At 71.3% G+C, this 18619-nt stretch carries 7 protein-coding genes; 2 read left to right on the forward strand and 5 right to left on the reverse strand.

Annotated elements, in window-relative coordinates; all coding sequences use genetic code 11:
* Positions 1 to 4 precede the first annotated feature (4 nt).
* From AC6JA9_RS31305 to AC6JA9_RS31315, 3 genes are all read right to left on the reverse strand, one after another.
* Entirely contained in the window at positions 5 to 6559 is a 6555-nt protein-coding gene (locus AC6JA9_RS31305; RefSeq protein ID WP_497958282.1) for an SDR family NAD(P)-dependent oxidoreductase, read from the reverse strand.
* Positions 6560 to 6583: 24 nt separating this feature from the next.
* Positions 6584 to 8098 carry an SDR family oxidoreductase gene (locus AC6JA9_RS31310; protein WP_408889599.1) on the reverse strand — a complete coding sequence of 505 codons (1515 nt, stop codon included), beginning with the start codon at positions 8096 to 8098 and terminating at the stop codon, positions 6584 to 6586.
* Positions 8099 to 8490: 392 nt separating this feature from the next.
* Positions 8491 to 8913 (reverse strand): YciI family protein, encoded by a 423-nt coding sequence (locus AC6JA9_RS31315; protein WP_141322932.1) that lies wholly within the window; start codon positions 8911 to 8913, stop codon positions 8491 to 8493.
* Between the two features lie 306 nt (positions 8914 to 9219).
* Here AC6JA9_RS31315 and AC6JA9_RS31320 point away from each other — a divergent pair, with 306 nt between their 5' ends.
* Together AC6JA9_RS31320 and AC6JA9_RS31325 are read left to right on the forward strand one after the other, a co-directional pair.
* On the forward strand, positions 9220 to 11055 hold the full coding sequence (locus AC6JA9_RS31320) for a fibronectin type III domain-containing protein (protein WP_408889598.1): 1836 nt from the start codon (positions 9220 to 9222) through the stop codon (positions 11053 to 11055).
* A gap of 74 nt (positions 11056 to 11129) precedes the next feature.
* Entirely contained in the window at positions 11130 to 14198 is a 3069-nt protein-coding gene (locus AC6JA9_RS31325) for a DEAD/DEAH box helicase (protein ID WP_408889597.1), read from the forward strand.
* A gap of 134 nt (positions 14199 to 14332) precedes the next feature.
* Here the strand turns inward: AC6JA9_RS31325 and AC6JA9_RS31330 are convergent, their stop codons facing one another.
* Both AC6JA9_RS31330 and AC6JA9_RS31335 read right to left on the reverse strand, forming a co-directional pair.
* Positions 14333 to 17380: a protein kinase domain-containing protein gene (locus tag AC6JA9_RS31330; protein ID WP_408889596.1), complete on the reverse strand. Its 3048-nt coding sequence runs from the start codon at positions 17378 to 17380 to the stop codon at positions 14333 to 14335.
* Positions 17377 to 18273: a transcriptional regulator gene (locus tag AC6JA9_RS31335; RefSeq protein WP_408889595.1), complete on the reverse strand. Its 897-nt coding sequence runs from the start codon at positions 18271 to 18273 to the stop codon at positions 17377 to 17379. Before AC6JA9_RS31335 ends, AC6JA9_RS31330 begins: the two co-directional genes overlap by 4 nt.
* Between the last annotated feature and the right edge of the window lie 346 nt (positions 18274 to 18619).

The following is an 18619-nucleotide window of genomic DNA, read 5'->3' on the forward strand; positions in this document are numbered from 1 at the left end:
GGTTTCAGGCCATGGGGCGCGCGAGGCCGCCCTCGAGCAGCATCCGCAGGCGCCCCGCTTCATCGACCGCCGCGACGGTGCCGCACTGGAGGACGTCACCTTCCAGTCGCGGGCGCAGGGCCTTGAGGGAGAGCTGGAGCGGCGCGCGGCTCCGCCCGTCCACCAGCTCCCGGTCGAACGTCGCGCGCTGGAACTGGATGGGCGCGAAGACGTCGTTCGACACACCGTGCACGTGCATCGCGCTCAAGCGCAGCGCCGCGTCCAGGACGAGCGCGGGCACGGTGGCCCCCGCCTCCTCCCGCCGCGTCGGCAGGCCGAGCTTCGCGAAGCGCGCCGCGGGCTCCAGGCGGATGTCCTCCAGGCAGTCGAACATCTTGCGCAGCTCGATGGGACCGCCCGGGGCGCAATGAGGGTCCTCGACCAGGATGCCTCGCCCCGAGGGCGCCGCCGCGTCGAGTCCCGGCACGCCCTGGGGTGGCTGCCGGGTCAGCGTGAAGCGCGCCTCCGCGTAGACGAGGTCACGCTCGAGCACCACGCCGGAGGCGTGGACGATGTCCCCCAACAGCCGCACCCGCACACCATGCACCCCGGGTTCATCGACCCACGGTGTGCACTCGGCGCGCAGGGCCTGGTGGCCGCCGGGCCGCACGCGGATGAAGCGTGAGAAGCGGACGTCCTCGATGGTGACGGTGTTCAGCTCCGGCAGCCGGTCTCCCACCGCGGCCCGGAGCATCAGGTCCAACGCCCAGGCCCCCGGGAGCGTGGGCGTGCCGCGCACCAGGTGGTCCTCCAGGCACGGCACGCTCGCGGCGTCGACCCGCACCTCGCGGACGACGGGGCGCGGCGCGGTGGCCCCCGCGGAGCCTTCGAGGAGGAGTCGCAGGCCGTAGAACTCGCGCTCGTTCTGGGTGAGCTGCACGTTGATGGCCTCGCGCGGCTGGCCGTCCACGAGCTGTAGGAACAGGGCCTCGCCCTCCTCGGCACGAATGCCTCGGAGCTTGCGGCTGGCGCCGAGCACCCGGTACTCGGAGCCCCGGGTCATCCCGATGCCATCCCAGGCGAGCCACCCCACGCTGCACCAGTGTGCGCGGGGGTTGACGTCGTCCACCCAGGCGCAGAGCCGGTCCAGCGCCTCGTTCGCCGCGCCGTAGTCCGCCTGTCCGTCATTGCCGATGAAGCTGAAGGCGGACGTGAGCACGTGGAAGGGCACCGTGCGTCCGAAGCGACTGGCGCAGGCCGCGTGCAGGTGGTGCAGCCCGAGCAGCTTGGTGTCCAGGTTCGTTCGCAGCTCCGCGAGCCGGCGGCGGTTGAGCTTCTTGGAGGTCTGCGTGCCCGCGCCGTGGACCACGAGGTCCAGTCGGCCGAACTCGCGGACGAGCTCGTCCATGACCTTCGCCACGTCCTGGGGCCGGGTGACGTCCGCGACGCGGTAGACGGTCCGCCCTGGCAGCCGGGCGAGCCCCATGAGCGTGGAGCGAAGCTCGCGGGCGGCTAGGTGACGCTCGAAGCGCGCGCGCAACTCCGGCATCCGGACGCCCCACGTCGTGGCCAGCTCGTGGGTGTAGAACTCCCGCTCCAGCGCGGGGAGTTGCTCGTCCGTCGCGACGAGGATTCTCTCGGGCGCCGCCTCCGGGTCGCTCCGGCCCAGGAGGACCACCGTGCAGCCGTAGCGCTTCAACAGCGCGCCCGCAAGCACCGCCGTGACGCCACGGCCGCCGCCTGTCAGCAGGACCACGGAGCTCGAGTCGAGCAGGGCCGGTCCCGAGGACGGTGACGAGGTGGGGCGCAGCCTGCGCACGCAGCGCGTCTCGCCGTCGAAGCAGACCTCGACCGACGGGCCTTCCTCGTCCTCCTCCGAGCCCAGCTCGAGGAGCGCCTGGTCCAGGGACTCGGGCAGCAGGGTGCTCGTGGTCGAGATGGCCCGGACGTTCCTGGCCGGGACTTCCCTCGCGATGGACTTGAGCAGCCCCGCGAACAGCCCCGTCACGGGATGCAGGACACGCCGAGGTCCCAGCCCGCCCATGCAGAGACTCGCCAGCTCGACTTCTCCGGCGACGAGCTTCTCGTAGGAGCGACGGGCCGCGAGGAACAGCAGCTCGAGTGCCTCGTGGCGCAGGGCGGTCTGCTCGACGACCTGGGGCTCGTCGCCACCGTGGACACGCGTGACGGCGAGGATGAGCTGGGGCTCGAAGCCGAGGGCCTCCAGTCCCGCCTCGGCGATCTCCTCGCTCGACAGGTCGATTCCGCGCACCCTGCCCTTCGTGCTCGTCGCGGGGCCCGCGAAGAGGATGAGGTGGTCCGACACACCGAGCCGGCGCGCCTGCTCCTCCAGCTCATGTGCCAGGGTTTCGTCTCCCGCGATGAACAGGACCCGTCGCCCCGTGAGCACCGAGGCCCGCGTCACTCGCGCTGGATGCTCGACGAGCACAGGGGCGTGGTAGCCGATGGACGCACTGAGGTCGAAGCCACTCGCCTCTGCCTGGGGCGCGGACGCATCCACTCTCGCGCTCACGGCTTGAGCCCTCGCTACCGTCTCGCCCACCTTGGAGGTCGACATCGCGGCGGCTGGGTGCGCGGTCCTCGCTGTCGAGGCCGCCGCCTCATTCCGAGCCCCCTCGATGCGCGGGTTCTCCATGACATGAGTTCGCGCTCCGGTGACACGTGCCTGCGGAGGGATGAGCTCCACCGACAGACGCGTGCCCTTCGCCGCGTCCGGGTGGAAGCACAGCGTCCCCGCGCGTCCCTCACTCGCCGCCTGCACCGCGCGCAGCACCGCGAGCCCCTCGCTCGCCGAATGCGCTGACAGTCGCGTCACGGCGTCCTCTCGTACAGGCTCCGACGAGGACAGGCGCAAGCCGCACATCACCTTCAGCCCTCGCTGTGCGGCCTTCTCGGCGGTGGTGACCGCCAGCAACATCACCCCCTCCGACGCGCTCGCCGCATCCACTGCGCCCGGTCGGAGCACGTTCGCGCTCCCGACGAGGACCAGCTCGAAGCCCGTCTCCAACACGTCCCTCGCGGCCTTCAGCGCCTCGGCCAACGAGGCCGCTCCCGCGTCGATGACGAAGTTGGGCCCCTTCGTATCCAGCGCCCCCGCCACCCGCCCCGGCGTGACGTTCGCCATCATCCCCTGGAGCGTGTAGGGCCCCGACGTCCGCACACTCCCCAGCACCGTGTCGTGCAGCGCCTCCGCCAACGGAAGCAGCGCCGCGCGCTCCGGAGTCCCCAGGACCAGTTCGCGAAGCCCACGCCGCGTCGACGCGGCCAGCACCCTCTGGATGGCCTCCACGCCCCTGCGCGTCTTTCCCTCGAGCCCCAGCACGATGGCCGTTCCCGAGCGCAGCCCGTCGAAGCCACCCAGCTTCTCCACGAGCGCGCTCGCCGCCGTGAGCGCGAGCCCCTGCGTCAGGTCCATGTCCTCGGCGATGTCCGGCAACAACCTCAACGAGGAGGGCAGACGGAACGCTCCGACCTCGAAGCGCGTCCCCACCTCCGACGGCACGCCCACTCGCGGCGTCCCTCGCGCATCCGGGTACACGCCCTCCGCGGCGACGACCACCAGCTCGCTCATCGACCCGGACCGCGTCGACACGGGCGACGCATCGCCTCGGTACTCCTCGAGCACCAGGTGCGCGTTCGTCCCCCCGAAGCCGAAGCCGTTCGTCGCGGCCCGCCGGGGATTCGCCCCGTTCTCCGGCCAGGGCTGCTCACGCTGACTCACCTCGAAGTCCGCGCCGAGCGCGCGCAGCGCGTCGCCAGGCCGCTCGAAGTTCGCCTGCCTCGGGAACAACCGGTGCTCCAGCGCCTTGCACAGCTTGATGACCGACGCGGCGCCGGCCGCCCAGCCCACGTGTCCGATGAGCGCCTTCACGCTCGCCAGTTGGATGCCCGCGCGCTTGCCCGCGAAGACCCGGCCGATCGACTTCAGCTCGGTGGCGTCTCCCGCGGGCGTCGCGGTGCCGTGCGCCTCCAGGTACTGGATGGAGGCCGGGTCCACCTCCGCCGCCGCATAACAGGCGGTCATCGCCGCCACCTGTCCCTCCACGCGAGGGACATTCGCGGAGCTGCTGCGGCCATCGCTCGACAACCCCGTGCCTCGGATGACAGCGCGAACAGGCAGGCCCCGCGCGAGCGCATCCGACAGGCGCATCAGCCCCACCACCCCCGCGCCCTCACCGAAGATGACGCCATCCGCGCTCGCGTCAAACGGCCTGCTCCCCGTCGCCGACAGCCCGTTGAACTGCGAGAAGAGGCAGTTGTTGCCAGGCCCCGGAGAGAAGACTCCTCCCGCCAGCACCAGGTCCGCCTCCCCTCGCTGGAGCGTCTTCATCCCCAACGCGATGGCGTAGAGCGAGGACGCGCAGGCCGCATCCAGAAGCACCGTGGAGACACCGCGCCCCACCACGTCCGTCACCACCGCCTGGAGCGTGGGATGCGGTGCCAGCTCCGACGAGCGGGCCTCGACGCCCATCACCTCGCGCGCGGCCCGGGACAGCAGGGCCACGTCCGCGCCATGCATCCCCTTCGCGCGCAGCAGCGCCTCGCCCGCCTCCAGACTCAGCGCGGCGTCGTACTCGGAGGAGCCCTCCGCCGTGGAGCCGAGCAGGCACTGGATGCGCTCCGGAGCATGCGCCCCGAGGCCCTCCATGGACTGGGCCAGCGCGATGGCCAGCAGCTTCTGCTCGCGGACATAACGCCGGAAGCGCTCCGGGTCCGCCCCCTCCGGCGCCACCAGGTCCTCGTCACGCACGGCTCCCGTGAGCAACGTGTAGGCCCGGTCCGGCGTGCCCACCGGCCCGATGAAGTCCGTCACCAGCGACGGCTCGAGGGCCCCAGGGTCCACGATTCCACTGATGCCCTGCCGGATGTTGCGCCAGAAGGATTCGGGGTCCTTCGCACCTCCCGGCAACATGCAGCCGAGCGACACGATGGCAATGGTCGCATCCGCCTTCGGCGGCTCGCTCTTCACGGGAGCCGACGCCACCGGCTCGGAGCGAGGCGGCAGCAGCGCGGAGATGGCGCGCACGTCGAGCGGCCCCGTCGGAACCGGGATGCGCTGGACGATGCGCGCCAGCCGTCCGTCCGTGCCGCAGTCCAGGAAGCGCGTGCACCCCGCGCTCGACAGCCGCTCCACCGCGCCGAGGAAGTCGAACGGCTTGAGCAGGTGCGCCGCCAGCGCCTCCGCCAGCTCGCCCGGAGCTCCCGCGTACACGCGCCGCTCGATGGGCGAGTAGATGAGCCCCCGCGGCGTCTTCATCTCGACCCGCGACAGCGCGACCCGAAACGCCTCCGCCGCGGGCCGGAGGCCTGGATGGTGGAAGGGGTACCGGCTCGACACGAAGGTGAAGCCCTGCCCTCGCTGCTCCAGGTGGGCTCGCAGTCGCTCCAGCTCCCAACGGGCCCCCGCCACCACCGTCTGCTTGGCGTGGTTGCGCCCCGCCACCGTCACCCCCGTGACGCCACTCTCGACCAGCGCACGCGCCGTGTCCGCCTCGCCCAGTGCCACGGCGGCGAGTGTCCCCAGGTCCTCCGGCACCGTCTCGAGCGCGAGGACCCGCAGGCACACGACCTCCGCGCCGGAGCGCAGGTCCATCGCCCCCGCCGCCGTCATCGCGGCAATCTCCCCGAAGCTGTGCCCGACGAAGACGTCCGGCGCCGTGCCCTCGCGCATCAACCACCGCGCGCCGAGCACACCGGACAGGAAGATGCCGAGCTGGTCGAGCCGCGGCTCCTGCTCCAGTGCGTGACGCACCTCGGCCGCGTCCCGCGCCTCCACCAACGGGCGCACGTCGAACCCGTGTCCTCGGGCCACGTCCACGACGGACATGAGCTCGTCGCGGAGCTCGGGCTGCAGGGACTTGAGCCGCGCGAACAACTCCGGCTCGAAGGACCCCTGCCCCGCGAAGAGGAACGCGGTGGCCCCCGTCGGCAACTGGAGCGTGGGGCTCCGCGCCGGCTCCACCGCGACCGGAGCGCTCGCCACCAGGGCATCGACGTCGACCAGCCTGGAGGTCCCCAGCGAGGCCGGGTCCTCCAGCAGACGCCGGGCCAGCGCACGCACCGGCTCGGAGAACAGCTCCTGGATGGCGGAGCCGCCCTTGAGCACGCGCTCGCGGAAGCTCTGCGCGGACGCGGGCTCGAACATGTTCGACAGCGACTCGAAGCAGGGGCGGAACGAATCCGGGAAGGCGCACAGGGCGCCGGTGGCCCTGTCCGCGCAGAGGACCGTCTGGTAGCCGCACGCCACGGGCGTCCCGTCCCGCTTCAGCGTCCGGAAGCAGAAGCGCACGCCGACCTCGCCCCGCTCCTCGAACGTGGTCAGCACCACGAGGCTGTCCCCCAGGTTCGCGGGCGAGAGGTTGCGCGAGTACCCCTCGTAGGTGAGCAGGAGCACCCGGTCGAAGTCGCGCCGGAACTCCGGCACCTCGAAGAAGTGCGGGCTGAAGAGTAGGTGCTCACGGCCCGCGCACTGGAACTTGAAGTTGGTGAGGAAGTGATGGCTCCCGTAGGCCATCGTGTCATCGAAGTGGATGACGTACGGGACGGCGAAGTAACCCATGGCAGGTCTCCCGAGCGAAAGGGTTCAGGCATCCAGGGCGAGCTGTGCCCGGTCATCGTGTCCGTGGGTTCGCGAGGGCCTCGAGGGCAGCAGGCCATCCACCGTTCCGGAGAGCCCACCGTCCACGACCCAGACCGCGCCGTTCACCCGCTGCGTCCTGGAGCCCAGCAAGAGCTCCGTCACGTCCGCCACGTCGTCCGCGGTGCAGAGCTGTCCTCCCGGCGTCGCGGCCTCCCAGCGCGCCACCCGCCCGGGCGCATCCGGGAACATCCCCAGCAGCTCGCCGTGCACCGGGCCCGCGGACACGCAGTTGGTGCGGATGCCCTCGGGGGCCAGCTCCGCCGCCAGATACCGGGTGAGCGACTCGACCGCGGCCTTCACCACGCCCTGGCACCCCAGGTCGTGCATGTACCGCTGGGACATGGACGTCGACATCGTGACGATGGCCCCGCCCCCGCGCCGCGCCATCAGCGGGCGGGCCCGCATGGCGCACTCGTACGTCCCGGTGACGCAGGTGCGGAACGCCTTGTCCCAGTCCCGGGGCGCAATCCGGTCGAACGGACCGATGAGCCCGTTGGACGCGTTGCACACCAGGAAGTCCAGCCCGCCGAGCCGCTCGCCGATGGCGGAGAACAGCCGCTCCAGGTGCTCCTCGTGCGCGACGGAGCCCCACAGGTGCAGCGCCTTGCCGCCCGCCGCGAGGATCTCCTGCGCGGTCCGCTCCCCGTCGTCCCGCGAGTGGAACGAGTTGACCACCACCGTGGCCCCCGCGCTGGCCAGGCGCATGGCGATGACCTTGCCGATGCCCTTCCCCGAGCCCGTGACGAGCGCGACCTTGCCCTCGAACGGCAGCGGCGGCTGGCGCCTGGACGGCGGTGCGACCCGCACGGGCGCCTGCTCCACGGGAGGGCTCGTCACCGTCGCCGCGCCCTGCTGGGAGCGGATGGCCTCGCAGATGGCGGAGAGGGTGCGCAGGCGCTGGGACGGCTTGGGCGCCACCTCCCAGCCGAGCTCCTTGATGAGCACGGCCACCACCTCCGCCTGCTTGACGGAGTCGATGCCCAGCTCGTCCTCCAGGTCGGCGTCGAGCGTCAGCAGCTCCTCCGGATAGCGCGTCACCCGCGCGAACACGGCGCGGACCTTCGACTCCAGGTCCACCGACGCGCCCTCCACGGGCCGCGGCGTGGCGGCCGCCTGGACGCGAGCCGCGACCGACGCCCTGGGCGTCGCCTCCGCTGCGACGGGAGGCGCCACGACGGGCGCGGACTCCGCGAGCAACGAGGCGACGCCCTCCGCGATGGCCCCGAGCGTGCGCGCCTTCGCGCCCCTGGGCAGCCGGTCCGCGGAGAGGTTGAACTCGCGCGCCACGACGGCGGCGATCTCCGCGAGCTTCACCGAGTCGATGCCCAGCTCGTCCTCGAGCGAGGCCTCCGCCGTGAGGATGTCGAGCGGATACCGCGTGACGGACGCCGCGCACTGACGAATCCGCTCCAGGACCTGAGCGGAAGAAGGAATGCCCTGCGGGGATGACGGAGACATGCTGAACCCTCACGATTCTGACAACGCATGGATGAATGAGACACGTGCGTTGTGCATGAGGGGTCTGACATTGCGTGTCCGGACCCACGGAGCGTGAAACAATGACAACCATGAACGGACGTTCGTGGTGTCCGTGCATGGGAATGAATTGACGCTGCCCGGGTTTCTTCCCGCAATGCGGGCCGCGCCCACGAGGGGCATGCGGGTGAACCCACGCATGCGCTCTCAAGCGAGCGTTCGCTCGTCCATGGCCATACATGGCCTCATGGACAATCCAGACACACTGAAACACAGCCATCGTCGAATGGCCGTACGGGCGACAAAAAGACTTGCACGGGCCCGCGAGGTTCCCGGGGCCCCGTGCCTTGGGGTGTGGTGGTGGGGCGAGGCGCTCAATTCTTGGCGGTCGCCTCACGCAACCGCTCTTCCTGGGCCCGCAGCTCCGGCGTCATCGCCTCGCCGAAGTCCTCCATCTCGAAGACCTGGCGGATTTCGATCTCGGACTCGCCCAGCATCGGGTTCGGGCAGCGCTTCACCCACTCGATGGCCTCCTCCTTGGACTTCACCTGGAAGAGCCAGAAGCCGGCCACCAGCTCCTTCGTCTCCGCGAAGGGCCCGTCAATCACCGTGCGCGAGGTGCCGTTGAAGCGAACGCGCACGCCCTTCGAGCTGGGGTGGAGCCCCTCGCCGGCGAGCAGCACCCCGGCCTTCACCAGCTCCTCGTTGTACTTCCCCATCTCGGTCATCAGCTTCTCGTCCGGCATCACTCCGGCTTCCGAGTTCTTGTCCGCCTTCACAATCACCATGAATCGCATTGCGTGCTCCTTGTCGTTCCGAGGTTCCGCGCCGGTTGTTCTCCGGCTTCATTGCTTCGTCGAACCGGCGCGCGGGAGATCGACACGGCCTCGATTTATTTTGAGGACCGCCGCCAACCCCCTGGAATGACTCGCCTCTTAGGACCTTCTTCCGAAAATAGGGACGGAAATGGGCGTCCGCGCGGGCGGGGCGGCGCGAGGGTCGCCGGAAGCCGGAATCGAGGTTTGACCCGAAAAATGGGAGCCGCCTCTCTCTGCCAGGGGGTGCCTCCGGGCGCCTCTTCCCCCAGCTGAAAGGCAGATGCCATGCAGCTTCCAGGTCTCCTCCACCGGGCGGGCCTCACCGCCTTCGTGGCCCTCACCACCCTGCTGTGCCTCCTGCTCCCCGCGCACGTGCTGGCGGCGGACCGGGGCGCATGGGCGCCCAACACGCCGTACACGGTGGGCGACATCGTCTCCTATTCCGGCAAGGGCTACGACTGCCGGCAGTCCCACACGTCGCTCGTCGGCTGGGAGCCGCCGAACGTTCCCGCCCTCTGGCTGGAGCGTACGGGGAATCCACCGCCGGACACCCAGGCGCCCTCGGCCCCACCTTCGCTCACGTCCACGGCGAAGACCCATGAGAGCGTGTCGCTGTCCTGGGGCGCGTCCACGGACAACGTGGGCGTCACCGGCTACGAGGTCTTCACCAACGGAGGCACGGCCGCGTCGGCCACCACGTCGGGCGCCACCAGCGTCACGGTGACGGGCCTCTCGGAGAACACCACGTACACCTTCACCGTGAAGGCCCGGGACGCCGCGGGCAACCGCTCGGCCGCGAGCAGCGCGCACAGCGTGACGACCTCTCCGCGGCCCCCGGTCGACACCGTGCCGCCGTCCACGCCCGGCAGCCTGCGCTCCACGGGCGTGAGCAACAGCAGCGTGTCGCTGAGCTGGAGCGCGTCCACGGACAACGTGGCCGTCACCGGCTACGAAGTCTTCGTCAACGGCGGCGGCAGCGCCTCGGCCACCACCACGGGCGCCACCAGCGTCACGGTGACTGGCCTCAACGCGAACACGACCTACACCTTCACCGCGAAGGCGCGCGACGCGGCGGGCAACCGCTCGGCGGCGAGCAACAGCGTGTCCGCGACGACGACGGGCACGCAGCCCACGGGCAACAAGCTCATCGTGGGCTACTGGCACAACTTCGACAACGGCTCGACGAACATCCGCCTTCGCGACATCTCCGCGAAGTTCAACGTCATCCAGGTCGCCTTCGCCGAGCCCGTGGGCGGCGCGGGCTCCGGCAACATGGCCTTCACGCCGTACAACTCGAGCGTCGCGGACTTCAAGGCGGACATCGCGCTGCTCAAGAGCCAGGGCCGCAAGGTGCTCATCTCCATCGGCGGGGCGAACGGCACGGTGCACCTGGACGACGCCACCGCGCGGCAGAACTTCGTCACCACGATGCAGAACCTCATCACCACGTACGGCTTCGACGGATTGGACCTGGACCTGGAGGGCAGCTCGCTGTCGCTCAACGGCGGGGACACCGACTTCCGCAACCCGACGACGCCGCGCATCGTCAACATCATCCAGGCCACGCGCCAGCTGCTCAACCAGAACGGCACGGGCTTCATCCTCACCATGGCGCCCGAGACGGCCTACGTGCAGGGCGGCATGTCCGCGTACGGCGGCCCCTGGGGCGCGTACCTGCCCGTCATCCACGCGCTGAGGGACAGGCTGACGTACCTGCACGTGCAGCACTACAACACCGGCACCGTCATGGCGCTCGACGGCCGGGCCTACGCGCAGAGCACGCCGGACTTCCACGTGGCCATGGCGGAGATGATGATTCAGGGCTTCCCCGTGGGCGGCAACACCAGCGCGATGTTCCCGGGGCTGCGCGCGGACCAGGTGCTCATCGGCCTGCCGTCGTCACCGCAGGCGGCGGGCGGCGGGTACACCACGCCGGCCAACGTGCACAAGGCGCTCGACTACCTGCTCAAGGGCCAGTCCTTCGGCGGCACCTACGTGCTACGAAACCCCGCGGGCTACCCCGGCTTCAAGGGCCTGATGACCTGGTCCATCAACTGGGACCAGTTCACGAACTTCGAGTTCTCCAACAGCCACCGCGCGTACCTGGACACCTACCCGTAGGCCCGTCTCCCACGGACCCGGCGCAGGCGAGGATTGCGCCGGGTCCGCCGCGGCGCTAGGGAGGCGGTCCCCGTATGTCCGCGACCGCCGACCTGCTCGAAACCATCCAGGAGGAAGCGCGCCCGGAGACCTGGTCCGCCGGCATGGGCCTGGCCCGCGCCGGCGCCGTCTCGGTGCAGTCCGTCGGCGAGGAGGAGACGGTGCTGCGCGTGCGCGCCACCGGCCGCCCCGCCCCCGTGACGACGGTCCTCTATCCCGAGGACGAAATCTGGGAGTGCGACTGCCGGGGGAAGCATGACCCGTGCGAGCACGTGGTCGCCGCCGCCCTCTTCCTCCACCACGCCGCGCAGAAGGGCGCTCCGCCCCGTCCCGCGGCTCCCGCACGTCCCGCCGCGCCCGCGCGGCCCATGGCGTCCGCGCGGCCCTCGGCGCCCGCCGCGCCCGCTCGTCCCACGACGGCCCCAGCGCCCGGTGCGCGGCCTGGAGCGACGGCCAAGCCGGAGCGGCTGGTGTACCGCTTCAAGCGCGTGGACGGGGGCCTCCAGCTGGAGCGGCTGGTGGTCCGTCCGGACAACACCGCGCGGCTGCTGGCGCGCAGCCTGTCCTCGCTGCTGACGAACCCCGTGGAGGCCGCGCGCATCCAGGTGGAGCCGTGCGACCGCGTGGTGGACGCGCTGCTCGCCAGGCCCACGCGCGGCGCGCTCCCGCCGGAGCGACTGGATGCGCTGCTGCGAGCGCTGGAGCCCGCGCGCACCATCCTCTTCGACGGGATGTTGATGTCCGTCTCCAGCGAGCTGCTCCTGCCCCGCGTCACGGTGGAGGACCGGGGCGAGCAGACCGTGATGAAGGTGGACAGGGACCCGCGCGTCACCGAGGTCATCAGCCCCGGCATCGCGGTGGGCGGCGGCGTGCTGTTCCGGCTCGGCGAGCAGTCCCTCTCCGGTTCGCGGCTGGAGAAGCTGCCGCAGGAGCGCGCCTTCTCGCCGGACCAGATGGGCGAGCTCACCGGCAAGGTGCTGCCGGAGCTGGCCAGGCGCCTGCCGGTGGACGTGAAGAGCAAGCGGCTGCCGGCCATCGACCGCACGCTCAAGCCGCGCATCTCCCTGGAGCTGGACCCGCTCGAGGGCGGGCTCTCCGTGTTGCCCACGCTCGTGTACGGCTCGCCGCCCACGGTGCGCATCGACAACGGGCGCATGGTGTACCTGAGCGGCGCGGTGCCCGTGCGCGACGAGGGCGCCGAGCAGAAGCTCATCCACGGCCTGCGCGACGAGTTGAACATGGTCCCCGGCCGGCGCGTGGCGGTGCAGGGCAAGGAGGCCGTGCAGCTCGCCGACAAGCTGCGGCGCTGGCGCGGCGGGCTCACCGGCGACGCGGCGCGCTTCGTCAGCCCGGACGTGAAGCTCAAGCCCGTGCTCGGCGTGCAGACGGGCACCACGGAGGTGGGCGCGCCGAGCGTCGGCGTCTCGTTCAACTTCGAGGTGGAGGGCGCGGGCCCGGACGCGCCGCGCATGGTGGACGCGGCCGCGGTGATGAAGGCCTACGAAGAGGGCCTGGGCCTGGTGCCGCTGGAGGGCGGAGGCTGGGCGCCCCTGCCCACCCAGTGGCTGAAGTCGCATGGGCAGCGCGTGACGGACCTGCTGGCGGCGCGCGACTCGAATGGCCGCATCGCCAACCACGCCATCCCCCAGCTCACGGACCTGTGCGAGGCGCTGGAGCACCCGCCCCCGCCCGGCCTGGAGAAGCTGGCGCCGCTGGTGAAGGGCTTCGAGAAGCTGCCCGAGCCCCACCTTCCCCAGGACCTCACCGCGAAGCTGCGCCCGTACCAATTGCACGGCGTGAGCTGGCTCACCTTCCTGCGGCAGGCGGGACTGGGCGGCGTGCTCGCGGACGACATGGGTCTGGGCAAGACGCTGCAGACCCTCTGCATGATCGGGAAGGGCACGCTCGTCGTGGCGCCCACCAGCGTGCTGCCCAACTGGCACGCGGAGGTGCGGCGCTTCCGGCCGTCGCTGAAGGTGTCCGTGTACCACGGCCCCGGCCGCTCCCTGGACGAGACGGCCGACGTGACGCTCACCACGTATGCGCTGCTGCGGCTGGACGCGGAGGTGCTGGGCGCGAAGACGTGGGACATGGTGGTGCTCGACGAGGCGCAGGCCATCAAGAACCCCGACAGCCAGGTGGCGCGCGCGGCGTACGAGCTGGAGTCGAACTTCCGGCTCGCGCTCAGCGGCACGCCCATCGAGAACCGGCTCGAGGAGCTGTGGAGCCTGATGCACTTCACCAACCGGGGCCTGCTCGGGGGGCGCAAGGACTTCGAGGAGCGCTGGGCGCGGCCCGTCTCGGACAACCTCAAGGGCGCGGCCGAGCGGCTTCGCGCGCGCATCCGGCCCTTCGTGCTGCGCAGGCTCAAGCGGGACGTGGCGCCGGAGCTGCCGCCGCGCACCGAGTCCGTCCGCCACGTCACCCTGAGCGAGCACGAGCGCGCCGTCTATGACGCGGTGTACTCGGCCACTCGGGAAGAGGTGGTGTCGCAGCTGGAGGCCGGCGGCAGCGTGCTCAAGGCGCTGGAGGCGCTGCTGCGCTTGCGGCAGGCCGCGTGCCATCCGGCGCTCGTCCCGGGTCAGCACGCGAAGTCGTCGTCGAAGGTCCAGGCGCTGGTGGAGGCGCTCGCCACGGCGGTGGAGGACGGGCACAAGGCGCTCGTCTTCTCGCAGTGGACGTCGATGCTGGACCTCATCGAGCCGGCGCTGCGGGAGGCGGACATCGGCTTCATCCGCCTGGACGGCGGCACGTCCAACCGAGGCGCGGTGGCGGAGGCCTTCCAGGACCCGAAGGGCCCGCCGGTGATGCTCATCTCCCTCAAGGCGGGCGCCACGGGCTTGAACCTCACGGCGGCGGACCACGTGTTCCTGGTGGACCCGTGGTGGAACCCCTCCGTGGAGAACCAGGCCGCGGACCGCGCGCATCGCATCGGCCAGCAGCGACCCGTCATGGTGTACCGGCTGGTGTCCCAGGGGACGGTGGAGGAGAAGATCCTCACGCTCCAGGACAAGAAGCGCGCGCTCTTCGAGTCCGCGCTGGGAGGCGCCTCCGGTGGCGGCGCCGCCATCACCCGCGCGGACCTGATGCAGCTGCTCGACTGAGGTGGTGGGCCTCGGCTCCGTTCGAGGCTCGCGACGCACTGGCGCGGAAGAATCTGCCGCGTCGCTCACGAAGGCGGTCGACCGCACCATGGGACTCGACCTGGCGGTGCGACCGGTTCTTGGGAGCGCGACCGCTACTCTCGACAGAGTCCCAGTTCGGCCCGCGCCTCGCGCGTCTCCAGGGCGTAGGCCTTGCTCCAGGCGCCCAGCTCCTCCCACGCGCGCCTCGCCTGCTCGCAGCCCTCCTCAGTCGCTCCCGTCAGCCGCAGCGCCCGCGCCAGGCGACGACGCACCCTGGGCACTCGCGCGGAGACCACCTGGCGCTGCGTGAGCGAGGCCAGCGCCGTGCGCAGCGGAGGGAGTGCCTCCGCGGGCTGGCCTCGCGCGAGCTGGACGTCTCCCAGGAGGAGCAGCGCCTCGATGCGCTCGGATGACGAAGGCCCCAGGTCCTTCTCCATGCCCACGAGTGCCTGCTCCACGTGACGCTTCGCCTCGTCCACCTGCCCCAGGAAGAGGAGCGCGTCCGCGAGGGCTCGCAGCCCCGTTGCGTCCACCTCGCCCTTCGCGACGAGCGGCTGCTGGAGCGCGACACCTCGCGCATGGACACCTCGCGCTTCCTCCTGGCGCCCCAACAGCCGCAGCAGCCGGCCCACCTCGTGGAGGTCCAGGGCCACCTCCGGATGAGCGGCACCGTAGACCCGCTCCCGGTGCGCCAGGACGCCTCGCGCGTGGGTGAGCTCCCGCGCGCGCTCGCCCTGCTCGCCCAGGACCCCGAGCCGGTTCGACGCCAGGCCCATCAACACCGGGCTGTCGGCGGCCACGCTCTTCTGCGCCACCGACCAGCTCTCCTCCGCGGCCTCGCGTGCCTGGGCGCCGTGCCCCCATTCGAAATGGACGAGCGCCAGGTTCGACCAGGCCCGGGCCACCGAGAGGTTCGCATCCCCCAACGTGTGACGGAGGATGTCGAGCGCGCGGTGGAGGACGACCTCCGCCTGGGACAGCTCCCCCAGCATCGCCAGCGTCCCGCCCAGGTTCACCAGGGCACGTCCGGTGTCCCGGTGCGTCGGTCCGAAGTACGCCTCGTGGAGCCGCACCGACTCCTGTTGCCAGTGCCTCGCCTCCATGAAGCGCCCCTGCTTCCGGGCGAGCATGCCCAGCCTTCCGCTCAGCTCCGCGTGCGCATGCGTCCGCCCCTTCGCGCTGGCGGCCTCCAGCGAGGCGCGCAGCAGCGGCTCGGCCTCCGCGAAGCGCCCCTCCTGCTCCAGCAGCTCCGCCTGCACGTGGTCCAGCAGCGCATCCAGTTCGGCGTCCCTCAGGGACTCCGCCACGGCCCTCGCGCGATGGAAGTAGGGCCAGGCCTCTTGCGTGCGCCCCAGGCTGTACCCGTGCAACCACGCCTGGGACTTGAGCACCCGCCCGAGCACGCCCAGGTGTCGCCCCGCCTCGGCCGCCAGCGAGCCCTGGGCCAGGGACTTCCGGGCCTCGTCGAACGCCCCCGCGTCCTCCTGCAGGAACGCACAGAGTTGATGTGCCTCCGCTTCGAGCGGCCGGTGACGCGTCGCGAGCGCGCGCTCCCGCGCAGGCAGTGCAATCTTGAGCGCCTCGGGCGTGTGGCCCGCGAGCAGCTCCGCGTTCGCGCGCGCCAGCTCCACACGTACCGCGTCCACCTCCGCGCGAGCCTTCGGGTCCTGCGGAAGGGAGACCGCCTCCTGCAACGTGCGCACGTCCGCGCAGTGGACCACGCCGCCAAGCGACGTCCCGAGTCCGAAGCCTCGCTCCACCGTCCGCGCGTCCGCGCCCTGGAGCGCCACCGTCAAGCGCGACAGCTCGTCCAGGCGCTGGTCCAGACACGTCATCCGCAATCCCAGCGCCGCCTCCGACTGCTCGCCGAAGACCCGCGTCGCCTCGCACGCGGATTGATGCGCGTGTGTCCAGTCGCGGGTCCACCGGTCCAGCGAAGAGGCCACGGCCTGGAACGAGGCCTCCGCCGAGACGTCCCCCGTCCGAAGGAAGGCCTGATGCACCGACTCGCGCACGGGCACGTCCCAGACGCCCACGAGGTGCCGCTCGCTGCCATGACAGACCTCGCTGGAGTCCTTCGAGGACGGCCCCAACACGAGGAACCCCAGGCCCACCACTCCACCCGCGAGCACGGCCACGGCGGCGCTGCGCTTCCAGGCGCCGACCTCGCGCGAGAGGTGTGCGCGGAGGACCTCCATGGACTCGAAGCGTCGCGCCGGGTCCACCGAGAGCCCTCGTCGGACCACGGCCACGAGCCACGAGGGCAGCCCGCGTTTCTCGGGACGCACCTCCATGCGCCGCATGGACGCCAGCAGCTCGTCGCGCGTGTTGCCCTCGAAGGGGCGCTGTCCGTTGAGCGCCTCATAGAGCGCGACGCAGAAGGAGAACTGGTCCGAGCGCGCATCCCCGCGCTCGCCGCGGAGCTGCTCCGGCGAGGCATACCCGGGGGTCCCCAGGAACACGCCCGTGAGGGTGAGCGCCTCGCCGCCGGTGACGGCGGGGCCTTCCGCCCGAGAGGACTCCTGCGCCGCCGCGTTGGACAGACCGAAGTCGGTGATGCGCACCTGCGCGTCACGCGTGAGCAGGACGTTGTCGGGCTTGAAGTCGCGGTGGGTGATGCCCAGCGCATGCGTGGCCGCGAGCCCATCGGCGGCCTGGACGAAGCGCTCGAGAATCTCCCGGCGCGTGCGCGTCTTCCCCGCGAGCCACTGGCGCAGCGTGCCGCCCTCGACCAGCTCCATCACCAGGAAGAGCTGCCCCTGGAACTCACCGACGTCGTGCAGGTGGGCCACGTGGGGGTGCGACAGCCGGGCCATCGTGCGGGCCTCGCGCTCCAGTCGCTGACGTGCCTGCCCGAGAGAGCCCTCCCCGAGCCTCGTGAGGTTCAGCAGCTTGAGCGCGACCTTGCGGTCCAGCTCCGGGTCGTAGGCCGCATGGACGCGGCCCATGCCGCCCTCCCCCAGGAGCCCCAGCACCACGTAGCGCCCCACGCGCGCGCCCGTTCCGACCCATGGGGCAGGCGTCTGCAGGCCACTCAGCGCGGCGAGCACGCTCCGACACTCCGAGCACCCCGCGACATGCTCGCGGACGCGCGTCGTGCGCTCGGGGTCCAGCTCACCCCTCGCGTAATCGGAGAGCGTGTTCTCGTCGGGACAGCTCACGGCCTCGCCTCCAGCAGGCCCGAGAGGCTCAAATCCAACCGGCCTTGGATGGCGCGCATCAGGCTGTCCACCTCCGGCCCGGGCAGCGACAGGCGCTCGGTGAGCGCGCGTCGCGTGCGCTTCTCCAACAGGGACTGCACCGCGGAGAGCCGGCGGGAGAGCGTGGACTTGTGCAGGCCGAACAACGCGCCCATTCGCTCGAGGGACAACCGCTCGACGAAGTGCAGGCGCAGCAGCTCGCGGTCCTCGTCATCCAGCGACGCCACCGCCCGGACGAAGGCCGCGCGCACGTGCCCTCGGGCCTCCTCGCGGACGAAGCCCAGCTCCAGGCCTCCAGGCGCGGGATGCGCGGCGAGCACCTCGGCATCGACCAGCGATTCGTCTCCGAGCGCCTTGCGCATCCGCAGCGCGAGGCGCACCGCGGAGATGCTCACCCAGTGCAGCAACGGTCCCGAGCCCGCGTAGCCGAGCAGCCGCGAAGGCGCATCCGGGCGAGGCATCAGGAGGTTGGCGCGCAGCACCTGAAGCACCTCATCCACGAACATGGGCGAGGGATGGATGCGCGACAAGGGGACGTGCAGCTCGCGGAAGACCTCCTGCTCCAGCAGCGCACGGGCCGCGGGCACGCCCTCCGCGCACGCGAGCGCGAGCGCGAGGTCCCGGCTGTGCAGCCGCTCCAGCGTGAGCCTCGGGTCCGAGGCGCGCGCGAGCTGCGCACCGAGATGGCTTGCGAAAGCGCGTGACTCGGGCGCGGCGTCACCGAGGGCCGCGGCCTCGGAGACAGCGCGCGCCACGGCCTCCCGGGCGCCTGGAGCTTCGCGAAGCCGTGTGGCGGACGACTCGCCCGCGGACCGCAACACCACCTCGAACGGCTCGGAGTCAGCCCCATGCATCCCAAGCACTCCTGTCATCAAAGCCGCAAGTCGACGGAGCCAGGGCCTCGCGCATTCAGACCTCGCGCACGAAGGATGAACCGGGGTCCACGCCACCGAAAAATACCACGGAGGCCCAGGGCCTTCGAACGTGGCGTCTTTCTCCGCGGGGCTGAGCCCCGCTCGCGTCCCACGGATGAAACGACCCACACTCCAGGAGAAGCGTCTCGCGACTCCGAAGACGGCAGGAAGGCGAGCCGGGCCCCAGACGTGAGTCCCCACGAGCAACACCTCAGGAGATGCTTCGCTCCGAGCCACCACTCGGGTCTTCGCCTCCGTCTGGTGCCCCCTCGGGGGCACCCGTCCA

The sequence above is a fragment of the Myxococcus sp. MH1 genome, assembly GCF_059738865.1.

Coding starts and splice junctions, on each gene's coding strand:
- AC6JA9_RS31320 (WP_408889598.1), top strand. CDS start 9,220: ATGCAGCTTCCAGGTCTCCTCCACCGGGCGGGCCTCACCGCCTTCGTG.
- AC6JA9_RS31335 (WP_408889595.1), bottom strand. CDS start 18,273: ATGCATGGGGCTGACTCCGAGCCGTTCGAGGTGGTGTTGCGGTCCGCG.
- AC6JA9_RS31325 (WP_408889597.1), top strand. CDS start 11,130: ATGTCCGCGACCGCCGACCTGCTCGAAACCATCCAGGAGGAAGCGCGC.
- AC6JA9_RS31310 (WP_408889599.1), bottom strand. CDS start 8,098: ATGTCTCCGTCATCCCCGCAGGGCATTCCTTCTTCCGCTCAGGTCCTG.
- AC6JA9_RS31305 (WP_497958282.1), bottom strand. CDS start 6,559: ATGGGTTACTTCGCCGTCCCGTACGTCATCCACTTCGATGACACGATG.
- AC6JA9_RS31315 (WP_141322932.1), bottom strand. CDS start 8,913: ATGCGATTCATGGTGATTGTGAAGGCGGACAAGAACTCGGAAGCCGGA.